The sequence below is a fragment of the Vibrio agarivorans genome, assembly GCF_030409635.1.
GTDB lineage: Bacteria > Pseudomonadota > Gammaproteobacteria > Enterobacterales > Vibrionaceae > Vibrio > Vibrio agarivorans.
Window position 1 is genome coordinate 1,179,703 of sequence record NZ_JAUFQF010000001.1, and the last position, 23,681, is coordinate 1,203,383.

Sequence of the window (23,681 nt, forward strand, 5' to 3'; positions counted from 1 at the left end):
TTATGTGGTGGTTACTGGATGAATTCGAATCTATAAAACGATTCATCGGTGTAGGAGGCGACGTTCTCCTTGCCATATTTGTTCTTAGTCTTCTGCTTTGGACTCTCTTATTAGAGCGATGGATATATTTTGTCGCTATTGCCCCTCGAGTCGCCAAGAAGACCATAGAACAATGGAAAATACGTACTGAATACAAAAGCTGGAATGCGAAGATGATTCGTCAAGAGTTGGTGTCGATGCAAGATGTCGAAAACAAACGGGGGCTACCGATTGTTAAGGTATTAATCGCGCTTTGCCCACTACTTGGCTTGCTCGGCACTGTTGTCGGTATGATTCAAGTGTTCGATATTCTCGCCGTCGTGGGTACTGGCAGCCCAAGAGCCATGGCATCAGGGATTTCTAAAGCGACTATCCCCACTTTAGCGGGAATGGTCGCCTCTCTCTCTGGCTTATTTTTCAGCTCTCGATTGGATCATTTAGCAAAAATCAGTACACAAAAGCTTGAGGATCAACTCAAGCACATCGCCTAATGAAATGGATTTTAAGGATATAGGCTATGAAAAGACGTTATAGCAATAGCAGTAATGAAGAAGCAGCAATCGATATGACACCTATGCTCGATATCGTATTCATCATGTTGATCTTCTTTATCGTCACCACCTCTTTTGTCAAAGAGGCCGGTATTGAAGTCAGTCGACCAAGCGCGAACACCGCTCAGGTCGTAAAAAACGGCAATATTATGGTAGCAATTGGCGCCGCTGGTGATGTTTGGGTAGACAAACGCAGGATCGAGGTGGATGCCGTCCGAGCGAATATTGAACGCTTGCGAGCAGAGAGCCCTGAAGGCGCAGTCGTTATTCAAGCGGACACCGAAGCGAATGCCGGCACTGTAGTAAAAGTGATGGACCAGATAAAGATGGCAGGTGTTGAAAATATCTCTATCGCCGCAACGGATAAAGGGTAATTTATGCGGTATCTGGCCTCAATGGCACTGGCGCTCATTGTCTCCCTCGGACTTTTCTGGGGAATGGACAAGCTAGTAAACAAAGAGCGCCACGAGCTGACATCGAGTGAAGATCTCCGCATGGTGGACTTTATTCGCGTCAAACCACAAGAAAGTGTTCAGGAGAAAAAGCGAGAACTACCTAAACCACCACCGCCTAAGCGCCCTCCTCCACCTCCGGAAATGAAAGTGGCGGCAACAGTGAAACCGGTGATGGAACAAATCGCAATGGATATGCCAGACCTAAACCTGCCCGTGAATGTGACTGGGGGCTCTGTGCTGGGTCACTACTCGCAAGGCGGGGGCGCAAAAGTTGCCGGGGGTAGCAATGGCGCAGTCCCACTCGCGACTTTCCAACCTCAAATGCCGAGAAAGGCAGCAAGAGCGGGAATAGATAAAGGCCTCGTTCTAGTGGAGTTCACCGTGACAGACCGTGGAACCGTCGAAAACGTCAAAGTGCTCAAAGAAACTCCGCGCAAACTTGGTCTTGGAAAAGCTGCGAAGAAAACCATCTCGAAATGGACCTTCAAGCCGAAATTGGTAGAGGGGCAAGCCGTGAGCACTCGAATGTCACAAGAGATTGAGTTCTCTACCAACTAAGGAGTCAAAGGATGACATTGATGAACAAACTGACTTCAATACTTTTGATTGTGGGCTGCTTTAGCAGCCCTGTATTCGCCAGCTCTCCCGAGCTCTCTGATCGCACATTCCGTACGGTCAATAAAGTGCAGAAGTGGATAGCGGAAGAGAAATACGATACGGCAATCAATAAGCTAAACGATGCAATCGCTTCGACTTCATCGAAGAAATATGACCGAGCCGTCTTGTTGCAACAGATGGGCTTCTTGCACTCTTTAAAGGAAGACTACAACCAAGCCTCTCACTTTTTTGCTCAAGCTCTAAAGGTGGGTGCGCTGCCCGTTCCTGTCGCTCAACAGGTTCGGTATAGCTTAGCTCAACTCTATTTAGCAGAGGAGCAGTATCAAAAATCGGTGAAGACTATGGTGGAGTGGTTCAAAGTCGCCGAAACAACAGAAGATAAACCTAACGCCCATGCTTACATCACATTAGCCAGTGCGTATGTTCAAATGGAGGACTACAAACGAGCTATACCACCGACGCAAAAAGCGATAGCAATGAGTAAACAGCCAAGCGAGTCTTGGTATCTACTTTTGCTCGCTTCTCATTATGAGCTTAAGCAATTCAAAAGCGTTGCGGGGGTGCTTAAAACCTTAACCAATAAGTACCCAGCGAATAAGCGCTATTGGATGCAGCTCTCTAGTACCTATATGGAACTCAACCAAAATCGAAATGCACTTGGTGCACTCGAGTCCGCTTACGATCTTGGCTTACTAGAGACAGAAAAGGAGTATTTGAGACTCGTTAACTTTATGGCCTATCAAGGTATTCCCTATCGGGCGGCGAAAACACTCAAGCTTGAGATGGAGCAAGGCAATATTGCCTCAACGCAAGCGCATATTGAAAAACTCGGCAGTTTTTATCACCAAGCAAAAGAGTTAGATGAGTCTATTCAAGCATATCAAAACGCTTATCAGATGAATCCAACCGTGAAAAGCCAACTACGTATTGCTCGTTTGATGTTGCAAGACAAGCAATACACTGAAACGGCACGATTTGCGACAAAGCCTGCCCCTGACGCATCACGTGATGAAGCCGCGGAGCTCCATTACATCAAGGGGATGGCACACTTTGAATTGGAACAAAACACACTGGCATTAACTTCAATGCGTCAAGCCAGTCAATCGGCTCAGCTCAGTAGCATCGTAAACCCTTGGATTGTTTTCTTGGAAAACTGAGAAATGACCTTATGCACCTTTAACGTTTTATCGTTAAGGGCGGCATGAGTTTGAATATTAGAGAGTCAGCCCTGAAGTGACTCTCTAATTAAGTGTGAGTCAGTCGCACTTTAGGGGAAGCCTCAGCTTCCCCTTTTTTTCTTTTAAGCGTTAGAACGATAAAACTCTGGAAAACGAAACCTTTCTAAAGGTTTGTTTTCATTCAAAAGTTTCATGCCTTGATACATGCGTACAAACCACAATAATATCGCTAGTGCCGCGATAAACATGCCAATATACGGTATGTAATAGGCGATATCATCAATGATATGGCTGCGATACCAATAGTCGTTAATGCCTTTCAAGATGCCATTTGAGGTTGCTACCGTGATGATCAACACAACGAAGAACGTCAAGTTCAAGAAAAAGGTACGAATCAATCCATAGTAGTGCGAATCTAGCACCTCTCCATCTTCGCCTTTATCTAAACGATATCCCGCATAAACAATCGCGATCACCCCTGAGATCAAACACGTGAAAGGGGTAAAACAGCTGAGTATATACGCTACCCAAATCCCTTTATGAGGTTTGTTCATCGTTGGATGCTCCTTTTACTTGTTCTGTCTTGGCTGTCACTGAATCACTTGTCTCAGTGCCCTCTTTGGCTTTGACCTCTTCATACCAAATGTCGTGGTGCTCTTTGGCCCATGTCTCATCTACTTCGCCTGTTACCATACCTTCGAGTGCCCCTTCCATACCAAACAGACCGATATAGATATGGAACACAAAACCACAGATTAGAATTAGTGCTGCGAGCATGTGAACTAGGTTAGAGAGTTCCATATCACGGCGTGTCTGACCAAAGATAGGGAAATCGAGAACTAAGCCACTAAACGCGACAACGGTACCGACCACAATTAGCATCCAAAACAGGATTTTCTCACCTGCGTTAGAGAACTCCGCTGAAGGATGACTGCCTTTGTGCTTACCCACCATACCGCCGAGTTTGAGCATCCATTGAAGGTCAACTTTGCTTGGGATCGACTTACGCCACCATTTGATCAAAATCCCCAAAAGGAGGACATAGAAAATCGGACCAATATAGTTGTGGTAATCCTTTGCCAATTGAATAATAAAGCCCCAAAGATCCGTCGGGATATAAGGCTTCAAGAAGTGTTTACCGTAGACCAGCATCAAACCACTAAAGGCTAATGTCAGGAAGGTAAACGCCATCGACCAGTGCAAGGCGCGATCCATTCGTGACCAGCGTTTAATCTTGCGTCCGGTTCTCGGCGCACTGAGCTTGAGTGGGCCGACCACGATATACATCAATGTCACCATGGCGATGCTACCGAAAATCGCCACCGCACCCGCCGGAGACATCCATTTCTCTTTCAAGATGTACCACGTTTGACCCGGCGTACTGATTAGCATACCGTGCTCAGGGAATGTTGACGACGTTGTACCTGTCTCACCTTGACGCACTTGACGCCAAAAGTCTGCGCCTGCCATCTGAGTCATTTCACGTTGAGCAACATCGTTTTGTGCTTGCTCAGCGGAAACGGGCAGTGACAGTGTCAACACCATTGCTGCCAGCATTGGCAGCAAGGCGAGAGAGACACGTCTAAGATATTGAATCATATCTCTCTCCAAAGTTAGCTTTTCGTTGCATCGTATGACAAGTCTTCACCGTTTGACCAACCTGCTTCTTTGGCACCACGCTCTACCACACGTTGGCTAAAGATATCAGACACTTTCGCCGCATCACCAGCAAGAAGCGCCTTGGTTGAACACAGTGACGCACACATTGGCAATTTGCCTTCTGCAATACGGTTTGCACCATACTTCATACGCTCTTCTTCTGAGCCAGGTTCTGTTTCAGGACCACCAGCACAGAAGGTACATTTGTCCATCTTGCCACGCTCACCAAACGCTGATTGTTTAGGGAACTGAGGCGCGCCAAACGGACACGCAAACAAGCAGTAACCACAACCGATACACAGGTCTTTGTTGTGTAAAACAATACCGTCTTCTGTTTGCTCAAAACAGTCTGCCGGGCAAACGGCTTTACATGGCGCATCGGTACAGTGCATACAGGCAACTGAAACTGAGCTTTCACCCGGTTCACCGTCGTTAAGGGTCACTACGCGGCGGCGTTGAATCCCCCACTCTAGTGCGTCGTCGTTTTCGTTCTTACATGCCGTGACACAGCCGTTACAATCGATGCAACGCTTGGTATCACAAAGGAATTTCATTCTAGCCATTGTCTATACTCCTCAAGCCTTGCGAATATTACAGAGTGTCACTTTGGTTTCCTGCATAAGCGTCACAGGGTCATAACCATAAGTGGTTGCTGTGTTGGCAGCCTCGCCAATCACATAAGGGTCGGCACCTTCAGGGTATTTCGAGCGAAGGTCTTCACCCTCAAACTTACCGCCGAAGTGGAACGGAATGAACGCCAAACCTGGCTTAACGCGGCGTGTTACCAGCGCTTTCACCTTGATGCGTCCTTTTTCTGCCCCTTCAACCCACACTTCATCACCGTCTTTAAAGCCGATGTCATTTGCGTCTTTCGGGTTCACCTCAACAAACATCTCTTGCTGAAGCTCAGCTAGCCAAGGGTTAGAACGGGTTTCTTCACCACCACCCTCGTATTCAACCAAGCGGCCCGATGTCAGAATAATTGGATACTCTTCTGATTTATCTTGAGCTTGAATCGATTTATAGAGTGTTGGAACACGGAAGATCGCGTCTTTGTCATCCCATGTAGGGTAATCTGTCACAAGGTCGCGTCGCGGTGTGTATAGCGGCTCACGGTGCAGTGGCACGCGGTCTGGGAAAGTCCAAACAATCGCACGCGCTTTTGCGTTACCGAAAGGAATACAGCCATGCTTGATAGCCACACGTTGGATACCACCAGATAGGTCAGTCTTCCAGTTTTTGCCTTCAGCAGCCACTTTCTCTTCTGCAGTCAGATCGTCCCACCAGCCCAGCTGCTTCAATAGCTTGTCACTGAACTCTGGATACCCGTCTTTGATTTCACTGCCTTTCGAGTAGCTGTCTTCTGCCAATAGGCTTTGGCCTTCAAACTCAACACCGAAACGTGTACGGAATGTACCGCCACCTTGTGCGACTGGCTTCGAGTTATCATAAAGGATATGCGTACCTGGGTGCTTCATTTCCGGCGTACCCCAACATGGCCAAGGAAGACCATAGGTTTCGCCGTTCGCAGGGCCGCCTTCCCCTTCGAGTGTGGTTTTATGGAATGTATGCCAGTTTTGCTGGTGCTCTTTGATACGCTCTGGGCTTTGACCAGAGTAACCGATCGTCCACATACCCTTGTTAAACTCGCGCGTCAGGTCTTCAATCAATGGTTGATTGTTTTCAACTCGAATGTTCTTGAACAGCTGATCGGCATAACCCAGTTTCTTACTGAGCAAGTACATGATCTCGTGGTCAGGCTTAGATTCAAATAGTGGGTCGACCACTTTGTCACGCCATTGAATAGAGCGGTTTGATGCCGTCACGCTGCCGTAGGTTTCAAACTGAGTTGTTGCAGGCAGCAGGTAAACGCCATCGGTGCGATCGTTCATTACTGCTGCCACCGTTGGATATGGATCGACAATCACCATCATATCCAACTTCTGCATCGCTTTTTTCATCTCAGGGCCGCGAGTTTGAGAGTTCACCGCGTGACCCCAATAGAACATGGCGCGGATGTTCTCGCGTTGACGAATGTTCTCTTTGTCTTCGAGTACACCGTCAACCCAACGAGAAACAGGAATACCTGCACTGTTCATTGGCTTTTGACCACCGTACGCAGTGTCGTCAAAGCGCTCTTTGATCCAATCAAAGTCTACGTCCCAGACTTTCGCCCAGTGACGCCAAGAGCCTTCCGACAAGCCGTAGTAACCCGGAAGCGTGTCAGAAAGAACACCAAGGTCAGTGGCACCTTGTACGTTATCGTGACCACGGAAAATGTTCGCACCGCCACCTGATTTGCCCATATTACCAAGAGCAAGTTCAAGCACACAGTATGCGCGTGTGTTGTTGTTACCCGTGGTATGTTGAGTACCACCCATACACCAAACCACACAACCTGGACGGTTTTCAGAAAGGAGTTTCGCGGTTTGATAAACGTCAGCCTCACTGACACCTGTTACACGCTCAACTTCAGCAGGGTTCCACTTCGCGACTTCTTCACGGATTTCATCCATACCGAAAACACGCTGGCGAATAAACTCTTTATCTTCCCACTGATTAGCAAACACATGCCACAATACACCCCAGATAAACGCCACATCTGAGCCCGGACGCAGAGAAACGTAATGATCAGACTTAGCCGCTGTACGAGTACGACGCGGGTCAGCCACAACGATCTTACAGTTGTTCTTCTCTTTCGCGATAAGAATGTGCTGCATCGCAACTGGGTGTGCTTCAGCAGGGTTCGAACCAATGAAAAGCATCGACTTACAGTTGTGCATGTCATTGAACGAGTTGGTCATGGCGCCGTAGCCCCAAGTGTTTGCCACACCAGCAACTGTCGTTGAGTGACAGATACGTGCTTGGTGGTCAACGTTGTTCGTGCCCCACAATGAAGCCATCTTACGAAAAGCGTATGCTTGCTCGTTACTGTGTTTCGCACTACCTAAGAAGTAAACAGAATCAGGGCCAGATTCTTTACGCAGCTCTAATGCTTTATTACCAATCTCTTCAATCGCCTCATCCCAAGAGAGCTTTTTCCACTTACCGTTTTCTAGCTTCATTGGGTATTTCAAGCGACGTTCGCCGTGGCCATGCTCACGCAGCGCTGCGCCTTTCGCACAGTGACCGCCGGCGTTGAACGGGTGGTCGAACGCAGGCTCTTGGCCAGTCCAAACCCCGTTTTGCACTTCCGCGTAGATGCCACAACCTACCGAACAGTGAGAACAAATAGTACGTTTTATCTCTGTTTTCGCATCAGGGTCGACCGATTTCGCTTGTGCTTTTTTCATCATGCCCGGAGCAAATAGACCGGCACCTACCATTGCGCCACCAGCGGCAATGGATGTGTTTTTCATGAATGAGCGACGTGATACGCCGAGCTGGTTAGTTTCTTTGCTCACACTGTCGGAGCGTTTGACTAGTTTCATCCTTTATCTCCTAAAGTGTGTCGTAGTAGTCGCGCACATGTTGAGTCTCACGATAACCGGTTTTATTGGTCTCTTTGTCTGCCACTTTCACTGTCTCTGAAGCGGTCGCCACTTTCGTAGTACCCGCAACAACAGCGCCAGCCACAGCAGCCGTGGTTAGGCCTTTGAGCAAGTCCCTACGGCTTGTGTTTACTTCTTTATTCTCTTTCATCTTTGCTTCCTTACCTTCCGGTAGATATTTTGCGGAGGCTAGAGCCCCTCTATCGAGCCTGCTGAGTGGAAATCAACTACTCGTAATCCGTGACGTTTTTCACGTCTATCTTCAATTTGCTTTTTGCGCTTTGCTTATTCTCACTAAAACGCACTTGTTCAAGCGTTAAATAAGCCTGACATAGCTGTGCGACGGCCTTATAAAACACCGCACTCTGCGCTTGCTGTATTTGCTCGGTGAATGACGAGAACCAAGGGGCAATATGCTTGTTGAACACCACTTGTTGCAGCGCCTCTTCTTCACCAGTCAGCATCGCCATTACTTCACACAACGCAGCGATATGATCCTCGGGCTCTTTCACATTGTCTTCGCGTTCAATGCCCAAAAGCTCAAGATCGTGTCTGATCTCTGCTAACGGCTTCTCCATCATTGAGCCTGTTAGATGCCACGAAGCAAACGGCACCGCCTCTCCGCGACCAATACCAATAAACAGGTCTTGGTACTCTTCTGCTAGTGACAGCTGATCCGATTCTGTTGCCGCTTGCTGAAGTGCAATCCACGCATGCTGCATATCACTCTCTGCTTGCTCGACGTCTAAAGACGTCAGAAAGTCGATCACTTCAGGGGTTGGGGCGTTACGGAATAAAGCCGAAAGTACCAAGTAGATCTCGGTTCTTAATGTTTGCTCTTGTTCCTGATGTTGTTCTTGTCGATTTTCCAACTCCGGCTCCTAGCTAGTATTTCAATTGTTTCATTGGATCTTTGGCCATAGCGTCAAAAACATCAATCACCCGACAGTCTTCACACATCGCAATGCGATTTAGTGCCGCTTCGTCAGCATAATGTGAATGATTGCGCAGCTTGTTCTGCAACATGTCGATCATCGACTGCGGAGCAAACGGTTTTTGGCAGCGAATGCACTCTGCCGCTTTCTCTTGATGAATCACAACAGCGTTTTGACGTTCTTCTTGCACCCAGTTCATGCGCGGCGTCAGTGTCAGAACTTTTTCCGGACACGCTTTCTCACATAAGCCACACTGAACACAGTCTTGTTCAACAAATTTAAGTGACGGTGAGTTGCCATCAGTATGTAGGGCACGAGTCGGGCAAACGGCGACACAGCTCATACACAATGTGCAGCCTTGGCTGTCACATGAGACATTGCCATAAGGTGCGTTAGCTGGGAGCGAAACGATATTTTCTACCGGGATACGTGACGCAGACATAGCATCTAGTGCGCTAAACAGGCGCTGACGCTTATTACCCGGCAAATCACCAAGTGAAAGGTCAAAAGAATCCGTACACAGTATCGGCGCTTCTTCACGCAGTGACTCCAAATACAGGATATCAATAGTCTCTTTAGCAATGCCCAATTGATCTAACAGCTCTTGTGCAATCGCTACTTCATTGCTTAGTACGCGGATGATGGTTTGTGGCATGTGCTTTGAGGCAGCAAATAGCACTTGTGTCGCGCCATTCACTAAAGCCGCAAACCAAGTATCAATACCGATAGAAGGCAACTCTTCGACAACGACTGGGATCACATTATCAGGCAGTGCTTTGAGTGCCATAACATTATATGACTCGTGACGTGAGCTACAGATCAATACGATAGGGTCGATACCGCCTTCTTGTTCATAATTGGCCAATGTACGCTCTATGAATTTCTGCGTATCGTCTGGATTTGGCAGGGCGTAATGAATCGCTTCGGTTGGGCAGCTTGTGGCACACGTCCCCACACCTTGGCATAGGTATGGGTTAATCTCGATACGATGGCCAATTTTGTCATTGCCTTCACTCGACAGCGCGCCAGCAGGACACGCATCAACACAGCGCTCACACCCTTTAACCCCGCGCGAGCTGTGTGCGCACATGTCGGTATCAAGGCGGAAGAACTTGGGTTTATCGAACGTGCCCATTAGGGTTGGGATCTCTTCGAGCGCCTCTGCCAGTTTCGGATAACCGCGGCCCACTGGGTAGTAGCCGGGTACTGGTACTTCTTCGGTCATGCAGCTGTTCAGGCATAGGTCGAGAACCACGTCAAAGCAGTCACTATTAATCGCTGCATTCGCAAGGTTATTCGTTACACCATGGTTTTCGATAAGCACTTCAAAAGTGCCAAGAAAGCCAGAAACCTGCACTGCGCTTGCAAAATAGATATTGTCCTGCGCGCCCTTTTCACCATCAGTAGACAGCAGCGTTAGGCTAGTAACCTGTGACAGTTGCGCCGCAGCACTTTCAATAATCGCAGTGGGGCCGATGATCAACGTATGACCACCACTTTCATAGCTCACAGTAGGCGGAATTAAGTTGGTCAACTCAACGGTATTTTCAAAAGCGTAGCGTCTTGCCAGACCATTTTTTGATGTTGCTTGTTGTAATAATTCTTTCAGCATTGCTCAGTTCATTCTGTGTGTAGGTCGCTTGCTTAACCTTCATTTTAGTAGGCTTTTAATGCCCAAGGCTGACTATCCACCTTGTCCTGATTAAAGGTGACTTCAGAGTGCCTAAACGCCCTTCAACTAAAATAGGTAATCAACAACTTATAGCAAACCCCATGCCAAACACTTTTTTGTTATTTTTCAATCAACTAGCTCATAGCCATTAGGCGTGAAAGCAATAAAAAAACCACCTGCGACAAATTGTCTCAGGTGGTTCAGTCACGAATTAGTCAAAATGTACCTATTTTTTGTGTGGTATATTTTGTCTCACATTTAAGTCTTCATCTTCTGTTAGAGCATTAGACTCGGGCACTTCCACTGGATCAGGCTCGCTGTCTAACAAGTCAGAGTTTGCTTCTTGGGGAGGCTCTTGAGCACTTTCCGTTGAGTGAGAATGATCGTCTAGTAAAGCATCTTCTGCGTACTCTTCACTGACTTCTTCTTCGGGTTTATCGTTGACCCAATCTCTTAGTTTATCTGCAACACCTTCTGACAAGGTTTTCAGATTACTGTAATCATCATCATAGTCATCTAAACCATCACGAACATTAAACTCCTCGGAGAGAAACAGCTTTCTAAGCGCGGCTTTCTTGATGCTTTCCGATGCCTCTGATACCAGCAGGTTAGCAATTGACGTCTCTTGGGGGACGTCTGTTTCCGTAGCGCTTGCGGTCTCTGCAACACCAGCATCCTCGACGTTGTCAGTACTTTGTTCTCGTTCCAAGTTTGATTGCTGTTCTGCTTCTTCATTCACAGAATTAACAGGTTCAGCTTTGACGATTTCAGCCTCTGAATTTAGCTTTTCATCTCTAACGTGTTCACGGAGTTGCTCACTGACATGTTCACGAGCATCTTTGCTCTCATGCTGTGACTCTTCTATTTTTCGCTGAGACCAGCGGCTTATAAAACTACTTGCCATTAGCGCGCCCTGCTCCCTTACGCTTCTTACGTCTTACCTCCAGTAGCTCACCATGACGGCCAATGTAGGCCTCCATCCAAGCTTGCACAGCAAGGGGCATATCGCAGGAAAGAACCTGATTATCACCGTCCATATACTGCCCAGCTACGGTTTGAGAAGCAGTAAGCAATTGAATAATTGGGCGCTCTCCTGAGTCAACATTATCCATAATTAAAAACAACTTAGGTTGCTGTGAGCTCAAGTTGAAGCGGTAGTCGGTGCGTTCATCTTTGTGCAGTTGTAATAAGCACACATCAATTTCATTGGGTTCTGGATTCAAGTTAAACCCATCAAGTGTCCACTGTGTGGTTGTCCACATGCCGGTTTTTATTTCATGCTCGACTCTAAGTACACCGATAGCCCAGCTAGTGTCGGTTTTCTCATTCTCTTGTGTGATTTCTTCGCTCACTGACATTATCCACTCACTTTGTTAAACAATACGCATAAGACATTGTGTCTGCTGATTGGCCACTCTTTCTCTAATGATCTTGGTAAAGCAATAACTACGCCATGCTTTTATTCTAGACCGTAAGTTATCAAAGCGACTAGTGAGATGACTTCAGCTCATAGATTGCTCTCAATTGGAATAAGACTTGCTAACAGTTTGATTTATTGATACCGAAAAAGCAGCTAGGGTTATAGATAGAATGAGGAGGGGTGTTATAGTCTGTGATTCTGTTCCTCGCCCTACTCCACCATTCAATTAGGAAATAACTGTGGCCAAACCAAACATAATAAAAACCAGCGAAAACCCACTACAAACCATCGAAGTTGACGTGTTCGATGAGTATGGCGAAAAGCTTACTAAACAGATCGCGTGTGAACGCCCGTTAACCGTTATGCTTAATTGGAAAGAGATCGTCACACTGATGACGCTTGGCTCTCGCCCTGAAGCTTTGGTGTTGGGTTATTTAAAAAACCAGAGCTTTCTATCTGATCCAGAAGCGATTGAATCAGTGATTATCGATTGGGAAACGCACAGCGCGGCGGTCATCACCAAAGAGAATACAGATCATTTAGACAAAGCGCTGACGAAGAAAACCGTCACCTCTGGATGCGGACAGGGCACCATGTATGGCAATGTAATGAAGCAGCTTGAGAACTACAAAGTACCTCAAGTGACACTCAAACAGTCAGAAATCTATTCGGCACTAGAAGCGCTCACCCATTACAACGATACGTATAAAAAAGCGGGAGCAGTTCATGGCTGCGCGGTATGCAAAGGCGATGAAGTGCTGTCTTTTGTTGAAGATGTCGGTCGTCACAACGCGGTTGATACTCTTGCGGGAGAGATGTGGCTTAACCAAGATTTAGGTGACGATAAGATTTTCTACACCACGGGTCGACTGACATCAGAGATGGTGATCAAGGTGGCTCAGATGGGGATTCCAGTGCTGTTATCTCGCTCAGGCGTGACCCAAATGGGGCTCGACCTCGCAAAACAGTTTGGGATCATCACAATTGCTCGCGCGAAGGGCTTGCGCTTTCAAGCATTCCATGGCGCAGATCGCATTGTGTTTGATGTGAAAGGCGGCACTGAGGACTAATATCACCGTGGTGTGTATTTCGCCAATCAAGCTGCAACGATGTGCGAGTTAGCTCGAATCAGCGTATAGTGACGTACATCGAAATACGTAATGACTAGATACAGAGTAAGACTATGATCAACGATCCTAAAGTTATTGATACCCTTGAAGAGCTTGAGAGCTTTCTTATCACGGTAGAAAGCGGCGCACTAGGCCTATCAGACGTGGCTGGCATTGCACTAGCGACTACCAACAGCGATGGCCGCCCTTTTGTTGCTGTGCTTGATAGCAAACATCAACTGCTTCTTGGCCGCTGGGTGTCTGCAGACGTGTATGAAAACGGCAAAGACCTAGTTCGTAATGGGCCAAGCAAAAAGCACTAATCTTTGCGTAAGCTAATTAAGATAGATAAAACCAGAAGTTGTTATTTCACTTCTGGTTTTTACTGTTTATCTGAAAATTAAATCCGCACGACGCGCTAGCCCCGATGTGACAGAACCAAAAAAGTCACCGCGTACCACAGGTATCTCTCCCAGAACAGATTTCACTGCATTGGTTAAGATTGGCGAGCGTGCTGAACCACCTGTCATAAACACCATATCTGGATTGATGCCGCTTTGAACTACTGCCTCTTCCACCAACGCTTTGATTTTACTTGTTGGAGGCTCAATCGCCGCTTCTAAGCTAGATTTCGTCACATCTATCCGGAAGGTTTCAGACAGTAAGTTGAGATTGGCACTGTAGTGTTCACTATCACCCAATGCGATTTTGGTTTTCTCGGCTTCTCGAATCACACTGTAACCCAGTGTCTCTTTATGCAGTGTGAGCAGACGACTGACCTTTTCAGGCTCTTTCGCTTCTCGGAGGAACTGTTGTAGTACCGCTAGGTTATCGTGCGCATAAAAGCTACGTTGTGCTTGAACATCACTAATAACAATAGGGTTCCAAAATTGAATCAGCGGAATGTCTAACCCAGATTGACGTTTCGTACCCATCCCAAATTCTGACATAAAGCACTTAAATGCGGTGTAGATATCTAGGTCGTTACCGCCTACCATTTGCCCCGAGTGAGCCAGCAGTGAATCGGTACGGTCCAATTGTTGCGCCCAACTCGGGCCCATTTGGATCATAGAGCAATCGGTAGTACCACCACCAATATCGACAATCAGTACGTTTTTATCCTCGGTTAGACTCGATTCAAACTCTAAACCCGCAGCGACAGGCTCAAACTGAAATTCAACGTCTTTAAAGCCTGCTCGGTTGGCAGCATTGCGAAGAATACCCTCAGCTTGAATATTAGACTTATCTCCCCCACGTCCAAGAAAGTTTACTGGACGACCAATCACCGCTTGTGTCACTTCCTGATTTAAGTGGGTCTCAGTGCGGTTTTTGATGTTACTCATCATGGCACACACCAAGTCCTCAAAAAAGGACAACTGCATGTCTCGCAAGCCCATCGCGCCAAGGAAAGACTTGGGTGATTTCACGTAGTAGACATCTTTTGGATCTTCTAGATAGAGCTCAAGCGCCTCATGTCCAAATTTCACGTCATCAGAACGAACATCAAGCCCCTCCTCGTGATTCACCTTAATTGCGCGACGAAGTAGCGCTTCACCAGAAGCATTGACTGGCTTTATCTCTTTGCAACGAAATAGGTATTCAGAAACCGTTTCTGAATTGGGTGCACACAGAGTAGAAGGAACATATAGGTCATCACCAACAAGTGGGATCTGTTGGACAACACCGTCAAATAACTGAGCAACCGAGCAGTTTGCTGTACCGTAATCGAAACCTATCGCCATTATGCACCTCTACCGAAAAATTTGGGGCGCATAGTAAACCTGATACCGATAGACAGATCAAGTTAGATAGCGAATAAAGCGTGGCTTAGTAAGCAAAGCGAAGACATAGGAGAAAATAAGATGGTGGGGACGTTTCATCCGTGAAACGCGAGTTCCCAAAAAAAAGACGAGCCTGTTAGGGAGCAGAGCTGGTGATACATGGAGAAGCTATACTCACCTAAACAAGGTTTAGAAACCGTCTGCAGACATGACGAATTGGACTCATTTAGTGTGCCCAACAGACTCGAATGTTGTAACGACTCAACAACTTTAGCCATTATAAATTCTGGGTTGAGATTAAATAGGTCATTTAGCGACAGTTTAACCATCTAAACCAGCACGGTTACTTTTTACGCGATATACTTATCAACGTACTTTTTTATATTGCCCCTTTTTTATGCTCGAATCTTCAAAGCAAAGACAAATTCGTCTTTCCTCAACCCAAAACCTCATTCCGTTCATCGACTACTGTGAAGAGAACGATATCAACTGGCAACGTATCGCTAAAATCTGCGATATGCCGACAGATGTCTTGCTCAATCGAGACTGGTTGTTGTCTCGGCACATCATGCGTTTTATTGACATGCTAGAAAGAGAAATAGGGCCGACGATTGGTGTGGAAATAGGTCAAAGGTTCGAGATTTCTTCGATAAAAAAACTCACCGATATCATCGAGAGCAGCCAATGTGTTGCAGAAGCCCTACATCAACTGGTCGAGTTCATGACCTCGATGAACAACCACGTTCTATTGTGGACCGAATTCATTGATGGGCAATGGTGGCTTTGCCATCGTAACGGTCATAAGCCAACCACACCCGGCGTTTCCCAAACTGAGTGGTATCGTACCTGTCAAATGATCACCTTTTGTCGCGAGTTCTTTGGCGCTAACTGGACACCAAAGAAAATCAAAATCATGGGCATGGAGAACACAAAAGTAGCAAAACACTATTTTGCACACTCACACGTTGAGTTTGATTGTGCCTTTGGGGCGATCACAATTGAGATGAAGGGGAAAGGCGAGTTTATCAGAGGGATTCAAAACCCTTGGGATATCAAAGGGGGGATTACCAAACTTATTCAAAGCTACGCCTTGTTGCCTTGGTTTACCATTGAGTGGTTTTCTAACATTCTGGGCACGACCCCAAGAACACTGCAAAGAGAACTGAAAAAGCAGTCTTTATCGTTCAAGCAACTAAAAGAGCAAACTCGAAAAGAGCACGCGACACAACTGTTGGTCACCAGCACTCTGCCTACCAGTGATGTCGCTTGGGAGAGTGGCTATAGTGATTTGAGTAACTTTAACCGGGCATTCAAAACTTGGACGGGCATGACCCCATCCATGTACCGCAAGCAACACCGAGCCTCATCGACTTAATTAACGCAACTGTGGCGCTTGTATTGACTCACTAACTTATGTGCAATCTTGGCACAGTTATGTTCTGAATTATCACGCTCAACGCAGTAGTAGTATCTCTCCATCAACAGCAGATACGTGCAAAGCTGCTGCGGATCGCACGCACAAACCAACTTGACGACATCCTCTTCAATCGCGCTGTATTCAGTACGCAACTCGTCATTGAAATACTCTGGATCATACACCCCAATCGGGTCCCACTCAGTAAACAAGATCTCCGATACCCAACTTTCGAGATCTACAGATGGTGTAACCTGGGGCAGTCCCTCAACCATCTGATCGACCATTTTCATTACCCCTTCCAGCGCATATCGATTGGGTATCACTTCATTGACGTAACAGAAATGCGCTTCTGACAGAAGCTCTAATGGTGAGTCCCACCAAGACTCTGGGCTCACATAATACGCCATCAAGGGATAGTCACCTTTTGCAGCATTGTAGTCCACGCAAACGACCTGATCGCTGCGACGCTCAGGGAATGGCGTAGGATCCATTGTGTAATGACCAACAATAACTGGAAATAGTGGCGTTTGGTTGTAGCAGAGTGCGTCATCCGCTAACTCTAAATCTGGAATCGCGTCATCTTGACCTGCCGGTACCACCGCTATGTCTCGATAACGATAAACCGAGTCAGCGCTCTTCCACCAAGCAACCCTGATATTCGTTCTGATGTTTCCATGCTTATCTTCAAAGTGACCGCCTTCTGGCAATGAGACCTCAGGGCCTTTTAGCAGTGTTTCAATCAAATGGTAAAGCTCGTGGTGCTCATCAAACGCATCTCGCCAATGCTGCTCTTTAAGCGTGTTATCTGAGTTCAGATAACACGTTAAACGCTCGATACTCTCTTCATGCCAACAGGCGTGAATCGCTCGCACATCACCAAAATTCAAAAAGAGGGGCAACGTTTTAAACCACTCAACCCACTCTTTATGCAACACTGAATCTTCAACTACCTCACCCAAAAATGTTTGATGCTGGCGAAGATTCCCTGCTTTGCTTCTATCTCGACAATATCGACCATCCTGTCGCTTTATCATCCAGCCAATAGCATTAAACTCGTGATTCCCCATGACACACAAGGCTTGCCCGTTATCCATCAACTGCTTAACTTGGTTCAATACCTCGAGTTGCTGCGTTGATGAGCAATCAGAATTATCAATCAAATCGCCTAAGAAGACCAACTTGTCATCTGTTGCTGAGATAGAAAGATCCTGAATAAGCGCTTGTAGTTTTCTGTTTTGACCATGGATATCACCCACAAAATAAAGCCCATCAAAGTTGGGATTCACCGTACGCGACATGCCGTTGTTAACCCTGAACTCCAGCCCCTTTTCCAGTGCTCGACAGCGTTTTTCCAAGGTCGGGTGCATCACTTTCAACCAAAAATCATGATCAAATTGACCTATCGAGTCAGCGTAACTCTCCTGTAAACCCGCAGTATGTGTAATACTCGCTGCACAAATGAGCTCCTCTATGTATTGCTGGACCCAGCCGAGAAGCTCTGATGCAGAAAACGCTCTCTCTTCTGCAATCAGTGCGTTTTCAACTTTTTGCCACAACACCCAATTGCTACGACAGCCATAACTCGGCAAATCAGAAAAGAGTGTGTGGATGTATTTTGTTTCAATCAGCGCCATTGGGGCTCCAGAGTAGGTGCGAAAAATTGTTCAGTTCACTATCCATTTATCAGTTCACTATCCATTTAACAATCAAACCACCGACATTTTGATATAGACATACTTGCTTACAAGTCGATAGCTCTAACAGCTACTCGGATTACGGCTCGGCATGTATATTCACTGAACGGTTTATTGCCTACAAAAATCGCAGGGGGGCATCACAATCATTAAACGATGAAGGTATTTTAACGGCTATATCTCGTTGATATGGAATATCACCAATTCCCTGAGTAATAATCATGAAAATAGTGTTAACGACCATTAAGGAAAAAGACATCAAATACCCTTATATACTAATACACCGTAGCCCGTCTTTGAGGATAAAGTCAGAACATAGGGATATAGAATGGCAAGCTCTTCGACAAAGAGATGTTATCGAGCTAAAAGCGCATGAAGCGCTCTCGAGCCTTGCTGTGCTTTCGAGCGCCAAAGAGATGATTGAATACTATATTCGCTTCAACCCTGACTATTTATCACCACTCGCCCAGCTCCAAGGTTTTGAGTTAAAGCTATCTAACACCCAAAGCGTGATGTTTAGCCCCTCTGGTAAAGTAGCAAAACCAGCGCTGCCTCTATCACCCTAGGCAATACCTCGAGGCAATAGTGACAGGCGAATGGGTAGTATGTTTCTACTGATGAGTGTTCTACTGATGAGTAAACTTCTCATCGTACAGCTCCATGAAATCTTTGCGTATATCCTGCTCTAAATGCACCGCTTTATCTGTTGGGCAAAACAACGTGATATGAACGTTTTGTTCGCCGTTTGGCATGCTCGAAATATGGATATGCGGCTCAGCACTTGGCAAATCGACACCTGAATGTTTTTCAATCATGATGTTGTAGCGACGCGCAACTTCGATGAAGTATTCACAGTGCGCTTCGATGCGCTTTTCAAGCTCATCCAGCAGTGGATACAAGTTAACAAAATTCGGTACGATAATCCCAAAGTTATGGAACACATAACGCTTCATGAAGTTGAGGTTCTTGACTGGATGAGTAAAGAACAAACTGTTGGGTAAGGTGATGGTTTTACCCGTGTAATCGTATAAGCCGTGATGTAAATCGATCTCCTGAATGACGGTCGCCATCAAGCTGTGATCAATCACTTCACCACTGTATTTACCCACTTCAATCCAATCACCGATCTGAAATGAGCGCGAGCTAGCACGTTGAAAAGAGCCGGTGAAACAGAGAATGATCTCTTTTGAAGCGACCACAATAGCCACCGCAATCGCTGTCACCGACAGGGCAAACTCATTGATCTCTGATTGCCACAGATAAAACAGAACAACCACTATCACCAACAAGTTGATGTTTTTGGTGGTGGCCATCCACTTACGTTGCTCTTGCGTCACAAAGACATCATCACCACGTATCTGCGCCAGCACCAGCTTGCGAATCCCATAAATGCACACCAACACGAAAATCGTGAAAACAAATTTGTGAGTAGAAAAGAAATCTATCGCTTGATGAATAACGTCCACTGTCTTTACAACCTACTAATAAAACGATGGTTTATGGTAGATGGGATATTAGCTGGTAGCAAGTGGAGAAACGTTGAAATCACACTGCCCAAATTAACCCTAATCTACGGTTATAATGCTGTGCTCAACGTGCTAGTATCAGCGGCTTTTTGATCAGCCTCACACTTTTAGTACCATTTCGTGAGGGAAATGCACGGCTTTCGAGCCTAAAAAAGCGAACCAACTATGTCAAATTTGACAAGCTCCGCCCCTCAAGCTCCTGTTCAGGAAGCTGATTACGCTGCGACACCTCCCCTTTCGTTTCTAAAAAAACTTGAGCTCGATAACCCTGTATTTTGGTTAAGCGGCAGCTTTCTGTCTCTCTTTGTCCTGCTTGCACTTACCAATACCGATGCTCTGACGGGTTTTGTAAACTCTGGTTTCGGCTACGCAACTCAATACTTCGGTGCCTTTTGGCAAGTATTGTTGTTAGCAAACTTTCTGATTGGCCTTGTCATTGCATTTGGCCGCACGGGTTATGTGCGTCTTGGCGGGTTAGCGACACCTGAAATTGATACCTTCAAATGGCTATCTATCGTACTGTGCACCCTATTAGCCGGTGGTGGCGTTTTTTGGGCGGCAGCAGAGCCTATTGCCCACTTTGTATCTTCACCACCCGTTTATGGTGATGCTACACCTAAAGCAGCTGCGATCAACGCGCTCTCTCAATCCTTTATGCATTGGGGATTCTTAGCCTGGGCTATCCTTGGCTGTTTGTCTTCGGTTGTTCTGATGCATTTGCATTACGATAAAGGTCTTCCTCTAAAACCAAGAACACTGCTTTATCCCGTATTTGGCAACAAAGCGATCAACGGTAAGATTGGTGATATTGCCGATGCGTGCAGCATTATTGCGGTCGCTGCAGGAACAATCGGTCCTATCGGCTTTTTGGGTCTGCAAATTAGCTATGCGTTGAATACGCTATTTGGTTTGCCTGACACCTTTATGACACAAAGTTCAGTGATTCTCGCAGCCATTGCGATGTATACCGTCTCTGCGCTAAGCGGTGTAAGTAAAGGCATACAAATTATCAGCCGATACAACATCATTCTGTCTGTGGCACTTATTGGCTACATCTTATTCTTTGGGCCAACGAGCTTTATTGTCGATGGCTATGTTCAAGGTGTCGGTCGCATGATCGATAACTTCTTTCCAATGGCGTTGCACCGTGATGACACCGAATGGCTCAGTTGGTGGACCGTGTTCTTTTGGGGATGGTTTCTAGGCTACGGCCCTATGATGGCTATTTTCATTGCGCGTATTTCTCGTGGTCGCACCATTCGTCAACTCATTCTTTCGATCAGTATTGCTGCACCGCTCATCACCTGTTTTTGGTTTAGCATTGTTGGTGGCAGTGGCCTGGCCTTCGAATTAGACAACCCTGGATTGATTTCATCCGCTTTTGAGGGCTTCAACCTGCCTGCAGTACTGCTAGCCATCACCTCTGAGCTACCTTACCCAATGGTAATTTCCGTATTGTTCCTTATTCTGACCACCACGTTTATTGTCACAACGGGTGATTCAATGACATACACGATCAGTGTGGTAATCACCGGCTCTGCAGAGCCTAACGCGATGATTCGCTCTTTTTGGGGCATTGTGATGGGGGTTGTGGCAATTACACTGATTTCTATTGGCTCTGGTGGTATCTCGGCACTTCAATCTTTTATTGTGATAACTGCCGTACCGGTCTCTTTCATCCTGCTTCCAAGTCTTTGGAAAGCGCCTAGCATTGCCAATACAATGGCGAAAGAGCAGGGTCTTGTTTAACGTAGCTAAGTAAGAAACAATAGATGATGAGTGCCTATGTTTATAGGCACTCCATTAACTTCAATGCAAGGACTACATTGAAACGTTAGTCACCATCTCGATAGCGTTGTTCTTCTTCATCTTGAGCTTCAAACTCTTGATAGTCGACTTCCACTACCTCGTCACTACTAAAACTGTTACGGTCGTGGCTCTACTGCTCATTTGGCTCAAATAGCCGGTTATAAAACATCACGATCATTAGCACGAAATAGATAACTGTCAGCATCGTAAATGCCTGAGTCATACTATAACTTGGTGTCGTGCTCAAAGCGGACGATGTAAAGTTTGCGAGCATGTTTCCCGAGATGATCTTCAATGGCTCTAGGCCTGGTTTTCCGCCAATGAACCACATAATGAACACGTTGATAAAATAAAAAATAAATAGCTGCCAAGCCCCTGTGAATTGAGGCAACAGAGTCACATACTGTATTAAATACAGCGTGGCGAAAATGGCTGTAAAGATTCCCATCAACTTTGTTGCCTTATTCGGCATCGATGATACTGAGTTGGCAAGAACACCACTCATCAAAGGCATTACATAGCCACCCGGCACAGGAACGTAGATCCACAGCAACACGCCGGTGATAAAAATACAGCACGCTTTAAGCGAGTAGTCGAAGCGTTTGGTGTGATCATCTGAAAATGCGCTCTTTGGTGCCAAAAGCGGTTGGTAAACCGAACGATAGTTCTTCACCCATTGGTCTAAACTTGCAGAGTCAGAAAAACCGTTGTGCATCTGATGCTGAACGAGCTCAATCGCTTCTCTAATGCCCTGCTCTTTATTGCTTTTTGATTTGGCCGCGCCATTAAGTAGCTCGATACAATCAAGAGCGTCAAGCAAACCAGCTTTTTGAATGGTGAGCTGCCGGTAACCCCGCAAATTTGAACTCAACATCAGACGCAGTGTTTCAATATCACTTTCAATTGACGCTCGCTCACTGGTCTTAAAGTCATAAAACTGACGATTAACTCGAGACCACACACTCTCTATTGTTTGCCAAAACAACTGTTCTTTCTTTTCTGGCCATAAAAGTGAAGACACGAGTGAATACACCCCAAGCGCCAACAAGGTTTGTTCCATTCTAAGCACTGCTAGCAGAAACGTACTATCACTATCAAACTGCCCTGATGAAGCGATCACCGCAAACACGGTAAAAGTCATTCTGAACATATAACCAAATTTGATATGTGAGCTGAGGTAGACACAAACAAACAAAAGTACGGTCGTGACAGTCAAAAATAACTCACGACTTTGTGGAAATAGACTGACGAGACTAAAGGCGGTAATAATGCCAAGCCCTGTACCGAGTATCCGGTTTTTGGCTTTTTCTACTGACTGTGAATAAGACTCGGTCGCGGCAATCACACTCACCGCGATGATAGTCCAATACGCGCGATCCCATCCCCACGCTAATGCAATGATAATCGAGAGGGCAATTGACAGCGCAACCTTGAATGCCTCTTGGGCTCTTTGCTCTAACATCGTCTAATCGCTACTTCTTAAACACTTGAACAGACGCCGTTGTTCCCACGCGCAACTCCAAATCCTCAGGCAGATGGGTTAACTTCACTTTCACCGGAATACGTTGAGCTAAGCGAATCCACTGAAAGTTTGGGTTCACGCTTGGCAGCAAATTCACGCCTGTACTACCGTCTTGCTTAGCGATGCCATAGCCAACACTCTCAACATGACCTTCTAAGGCTGTATTTGAGCGCATCATCAATGTCACCATCGCGGTATCACCCACTTGAACGCCTTCTATCTCTGTCTCTTTAAAAAAGCCTTCGATCCAAAAGCTCTCTTTATCAATCAGAGCCACAACAGCATTATTGGCCACCACTTGAGACCCTTCTCTAAGGTTAAAATTGGTGACATATCCGGTCGTCGGGGCATAAACCTTTGTAAACTCAAGATCAAGCTTCGCACTCTCTATCGATGCATTAGCAGACTCTAAACTTGCAACTGCTGTCTCAACCGCACTGGTTAAGTTGTTCAATTGCAAAGTCGGCACCGAACCCGGCGTTTTCTGCTCTAAGTTAAACGAACGTCTTTGTTCGTTTTTTGCTTTCTTTACTTGGGCTTGTGCTTGGCTTTGAGCGGCAATCGCTTTGTGTAATTCAGCTTGATAAACACTGTCGTCTATCTCAAACAGTAGTTGTCCTTTTTCCACCAGCGTATTGTCTTTTATCGCGATGTTCGTCACGGGGCCAGTCACACGTGGGGTGACGGTGATGATATGTGCGCGTACTTGACCATCTCGAGTCCATGGCTGACTCTCATGATGTATGTATTCATGGGCAACGACCAAGCCGGTCGCTATCACCATGAGCGCTGAAAAAATTCTACG

The 23,681-nt window shown here is 46.3% G+C and carries 23 protein-coding genes; 9 read left to right on the forward strand and 14 right to left on the reverse strand.

Annotated elements, in window-relative coordinates:
• Window positions 1–2 precede the first annotated feature (2 nt).
• The 4 genes from QWZ05_RS05170 to QWZ05_RS05185 are packed head-to-tail and all read left to right on the forward strand — an operon-like array spanning window position 3 to window position 2,820.
• Complete coding sequence (locus tag QWZ05_RS05170) at window positions 3–530, forward strand: MotA/TolQ/ExbB proton channel family protein (RefSeq protein ID WP_264876758.1); 528 nt, start codon at window positions 3–5, stop codon at window positions 528–530.
• Window positions 531–556: 26 nt separating this feature from the next.
• A complete protein-coding gene (locus tag QWZ05_RS05175; protein ID WP_264876759.1) occupies window positions 557–964 on the forward strand; it encodes an ExbD/TolR family protein in 408 nt (135 codons plus the stop codon).
• 3 nt (window positions 965–967) lie between these two features.
• Window positions 968–1,603: an energy transducer TonB gene (locus QWZ05_RS05180; RefSeq protein ID WP_264876760.1), complete on the forward strand. Its 636-nt coding sequence runs from the start codon at window positions 968–970 to the stop codon at window positions 1,601–1,603.
• An 11-nt stretch (window positions 1,604–1,614) separates the two neighbouring features.
• Window positions 1,615–2,820 carry a tetratricopeptide repeat protein gene (locus QWZ05_RS05185; RefSeq protein ID WP_373875553.1) on the forward strand — a complete coding sequence of 402 codons (1,206 nt, stop codon included), beginning with the start codon at window positions 1,615–1,617 and terminating at the stop codon, window positions 2,818–2,820.
• 143 nt (window positions 2,821–2,963) lie between these two features.
• On the opposite strand, the gene QWZ05_RS05190 is transcribed toward QWZ05_RS05185, so the two are convergent.
• The 9 genes from QWZ05_RS05190 to QWZ05_RS05230 form a co-directional block, all read right to left on the reverse strand.
• Entirely contained in the window at window positions 2,964–3,395 is a 432-nt protein-coding gene (locus tag QWZ05_RS05190) for a hypothetical protein (RefSeq protein WP_264876762.1), read from the reverse strand.
• Window positions 3,379–4,440, reverse strand: a complete 1,062-nt coding sequence (locus QWZ05_RS05195; protein WP_264876763.1) for a formate dehydrogenase subunit gamma — start codon at window positions 4,438–4,440, stop codon at window positions 3,379–3,381. The genes QWZ05_RS05190 and QWZ05_RS05195 overlap by 17 nt, the downstream gene beginning before the upstream one ends.
• 14 nt (window positions 4,441–4,454) lie before the next feature.
• Window positions 4,455–5,063 (reverse strand): formate dehydrogenase FDH3 subunit beta, encoded by a 609-nt coding sequence (gene fdh3B, locus QWZ05_RS05200; protein WP_264876764.1) that lies wholly within the window; start codon window positions 5,061–5,063, stop codon window positions 4,455–4,457.
• Window positions 5,064–5,075: 12 nt separating this feature from the next.
• Entirely contained in the window at window positions 5,076–7,931 is a 2,856-nt protein-coding gene (locus QWZ05_RS05205) for a formate dehydrogenase subunit alpha (protein ID WP_264876765.1), read from the reverse strand.
• A gap of 10 nt (window positions 7,932–7,941) precedes the next feature.
• Entirely contained in the window at window positions 7,942–8,142 is a 201-nt protein-coding gene (locus tag QWZ05_RS05210) for a twin-arginine translocation signal domain-containing protein (RefSeq protein ID WP_264876766.1), read from the reverse strand.
• Between the two features lie 76 nt (window positions 8,143–8,218).
• Complete coding sequence (locus QWZ05_RS05215; protein ID WP_264876767.1) at window positions 8,219–8,863, reverse strand: TorD/DmsD family molecular chaperone; 645 nt, start codon at window positions 8,861–8,863, stop codon at window positions 8,219–8,221.
• A 13-nt stretch (window positions 8,864–8,876) separates the two neighbouring features.
• On the reverse strand, window positions 8,877–10,538 hold the full coding sequence (locus tag QWZ05_RS05220; protein WP_290297003.1) for a 4Fe-4S dicluster domain-containing protein: 1,662 nt from the start codon (window positions 10,536–10,538) through the stop codon (window positions 8,877–8,879).
• A gap of 286 nt (window positions 10,539–10,824) precedes the next feature.
• Window positions 10,825–11,502, reverse strand: a complete 678-nt coding sequence (locus tag QWZ05_RS05225) for a DUF3306 domain-containing protein (protein ID WP_264876769.1) — start codon at window positions 11,500–11,502, stop codon at window positions 10,825–10,827.
• Window positions 11,492–11,956: a DUF3305 domain-containing protein gene (locus QWZ05_RS05230; RefSeq protein ID WP_264876770.1), complete on the reverse strand. Its 465-nt coding sequence runs from the start codon at window positions 11,954–11,956 to the stop codon at window positions 11,492–11,494. Before QWZ05_RS05230 ends, QWZ05_RS05225 begins: the two co-directional genes overlap by 11 nt.
• 301 nt (window positions 11,957–12,257) lie before the next feature.
• On the opposite strand from QWZ05_RS05230, the gene QWZ05_RS05235 reads away from it, so the two are divergent.
• Window positions 12,258–13,088, forward strand: coding sequence for a formate dehydrogenase accessory sulfurtransferase FdhD (locus QWZ05_RS05235; protein WP_264876771.1), 831 nt, complete (start codon window positions 12,258–12,260; stop codon window positions 13,086–13,088).
• Window positions 13,089–13,201: 113 nt separating this feature from the next.
• Window positions 13,202–13,450, forward strand: a complete 249-nt coding sequence (locus tag QWZ05_RS05240) for a hypothetical protein (protein WP_264876772.1) — start codon at window positions 13,202–13,204, stop codon at window positions 13,448–13,450.
• Between the two features lie 66 nt (window positions 13,451–13,516).
• On the opposite strand, the gene yegD is transcribed toward QWZ05_RS05240, so the two are convergent.
• On the reverse strand, window positions 13,517–14,869 hold the full coding sequence (gene yegD, locus QWZ05_RS05245; RefSeq protein WP_290297006.1) for a molecular chaperone: 1,353 nt from the start codon (window positions 14,867–14,869) through the stop codon (window positions 13,517–13,519).
• A 436-nt stretch (window positions 14,870–15,305) separates the two neighbouring features.
• Here yegD and QWZ05_RS05250 point away from each other — a divergent pair, with 436 nt between their 5' ends.
• A complete protein-coding gene (locus tag QWZ05_RS05250) occupies window positions 15,306–16,283 on the forward strand; it encodes a helix-turn-helix domain-containing protein (RefSeq protein WP_290297008.1) in 978 nt (325 codons plus the stop codon).
• Here the strand turns inward: QWZ05_RS05250 and QWZ05_RS05255 are convergent.
• Complete coding sequence (locus tag QWZ05_RS05255) at window positions 16,280–17,959, reverse strand: metallophosphoesterase (RefSeq protein ID WP_290297010.1); 1,680 nt, start codon at window positions 17,957–17,959, stop codon at window positions 16,280–16,282. The two genes, QWZ05_RS05250 and QWZ05_RS05255, sit on opposite strands and share 4 nt — an antisense overlap.
• A 281-nt stretch (window positions 17,960–18,240) precedes the next feature.
• Here QWZ05_RS05255 and QWZ05_RS05260 point away from each other — a divergent pair, with 281 nt between their 5' ends.
• A complete protein-coding gene (locus QWZ05_RS05260) occupies window positions 18,241–18,585 on the forward strand; it encodes a hypothetical protein (protein WP_290297012.1) in 345 nt (114 codons plus the stop codon).
• 60 nt (window positions 18,586–18,645) lie between these two features.
• On the opposite strand, the gene QWZ05_RS05265 is transcribed toward QWZ05_RS05260, so the two are convergent.
• Window positions 18,646–19,485, reverse strand: a complete 840-nt coding sequence (locus QWZ05_RS05265) for a mechanosensitive ion channel family protein (protein ID WP_290297014.1) — start codon at window positions 19,483–19,485, stop codon at window positions 18,646–18,648.
• Window positions 19,486–19,710: 225 nt separating this feature from the next.
• On the opposite strand from QWZ05_RS05265, the gene QWZ05_RS05270 reads away from it, so the two are divergent.
• A complete protein-coding gene (locus QWZ05_RS05270) occupies window positions 19,711–21,294 on the forward strand; it encodes a BCCT family transporter (protein WP_264876779.1) in 1,584 nt (527 codons plus the stop codon).
• A 190-nt stretch (window positions 21,295–21,484) separates the two neighbouring features.
• Here QWZ05_RS05270 and QWZ05_RS05275 read toward each other — a convergent pair whose 3' ends face one another.
• Together QWZ05_RS05275 and QWZ05_RS05280 are read right to left on the reverse strand one after the other, a co-directional pair.
• Entirely contained in the window at window positions 21,485–22,816 is a 1,332-nt protein-coding gene (locus QWZ05_RS05275; protein WP_290297017.1) for an FUSC family protein, read from the reverse strand.
• Between the two features lie 10 nt (window positions 22,817–22,826).
• A complete protein-coding gene (locus QWZ05_RS05280) occupies window positions 22,827–23,660 on the reverse strand; it encodes an HlyD family secretion protein (RefSeq protein WP_290297128.1) in 834 nt (277 codons plus the stop codon).
• Window positions 23,661–23,681: the final 21 nt, after the last annotated feature.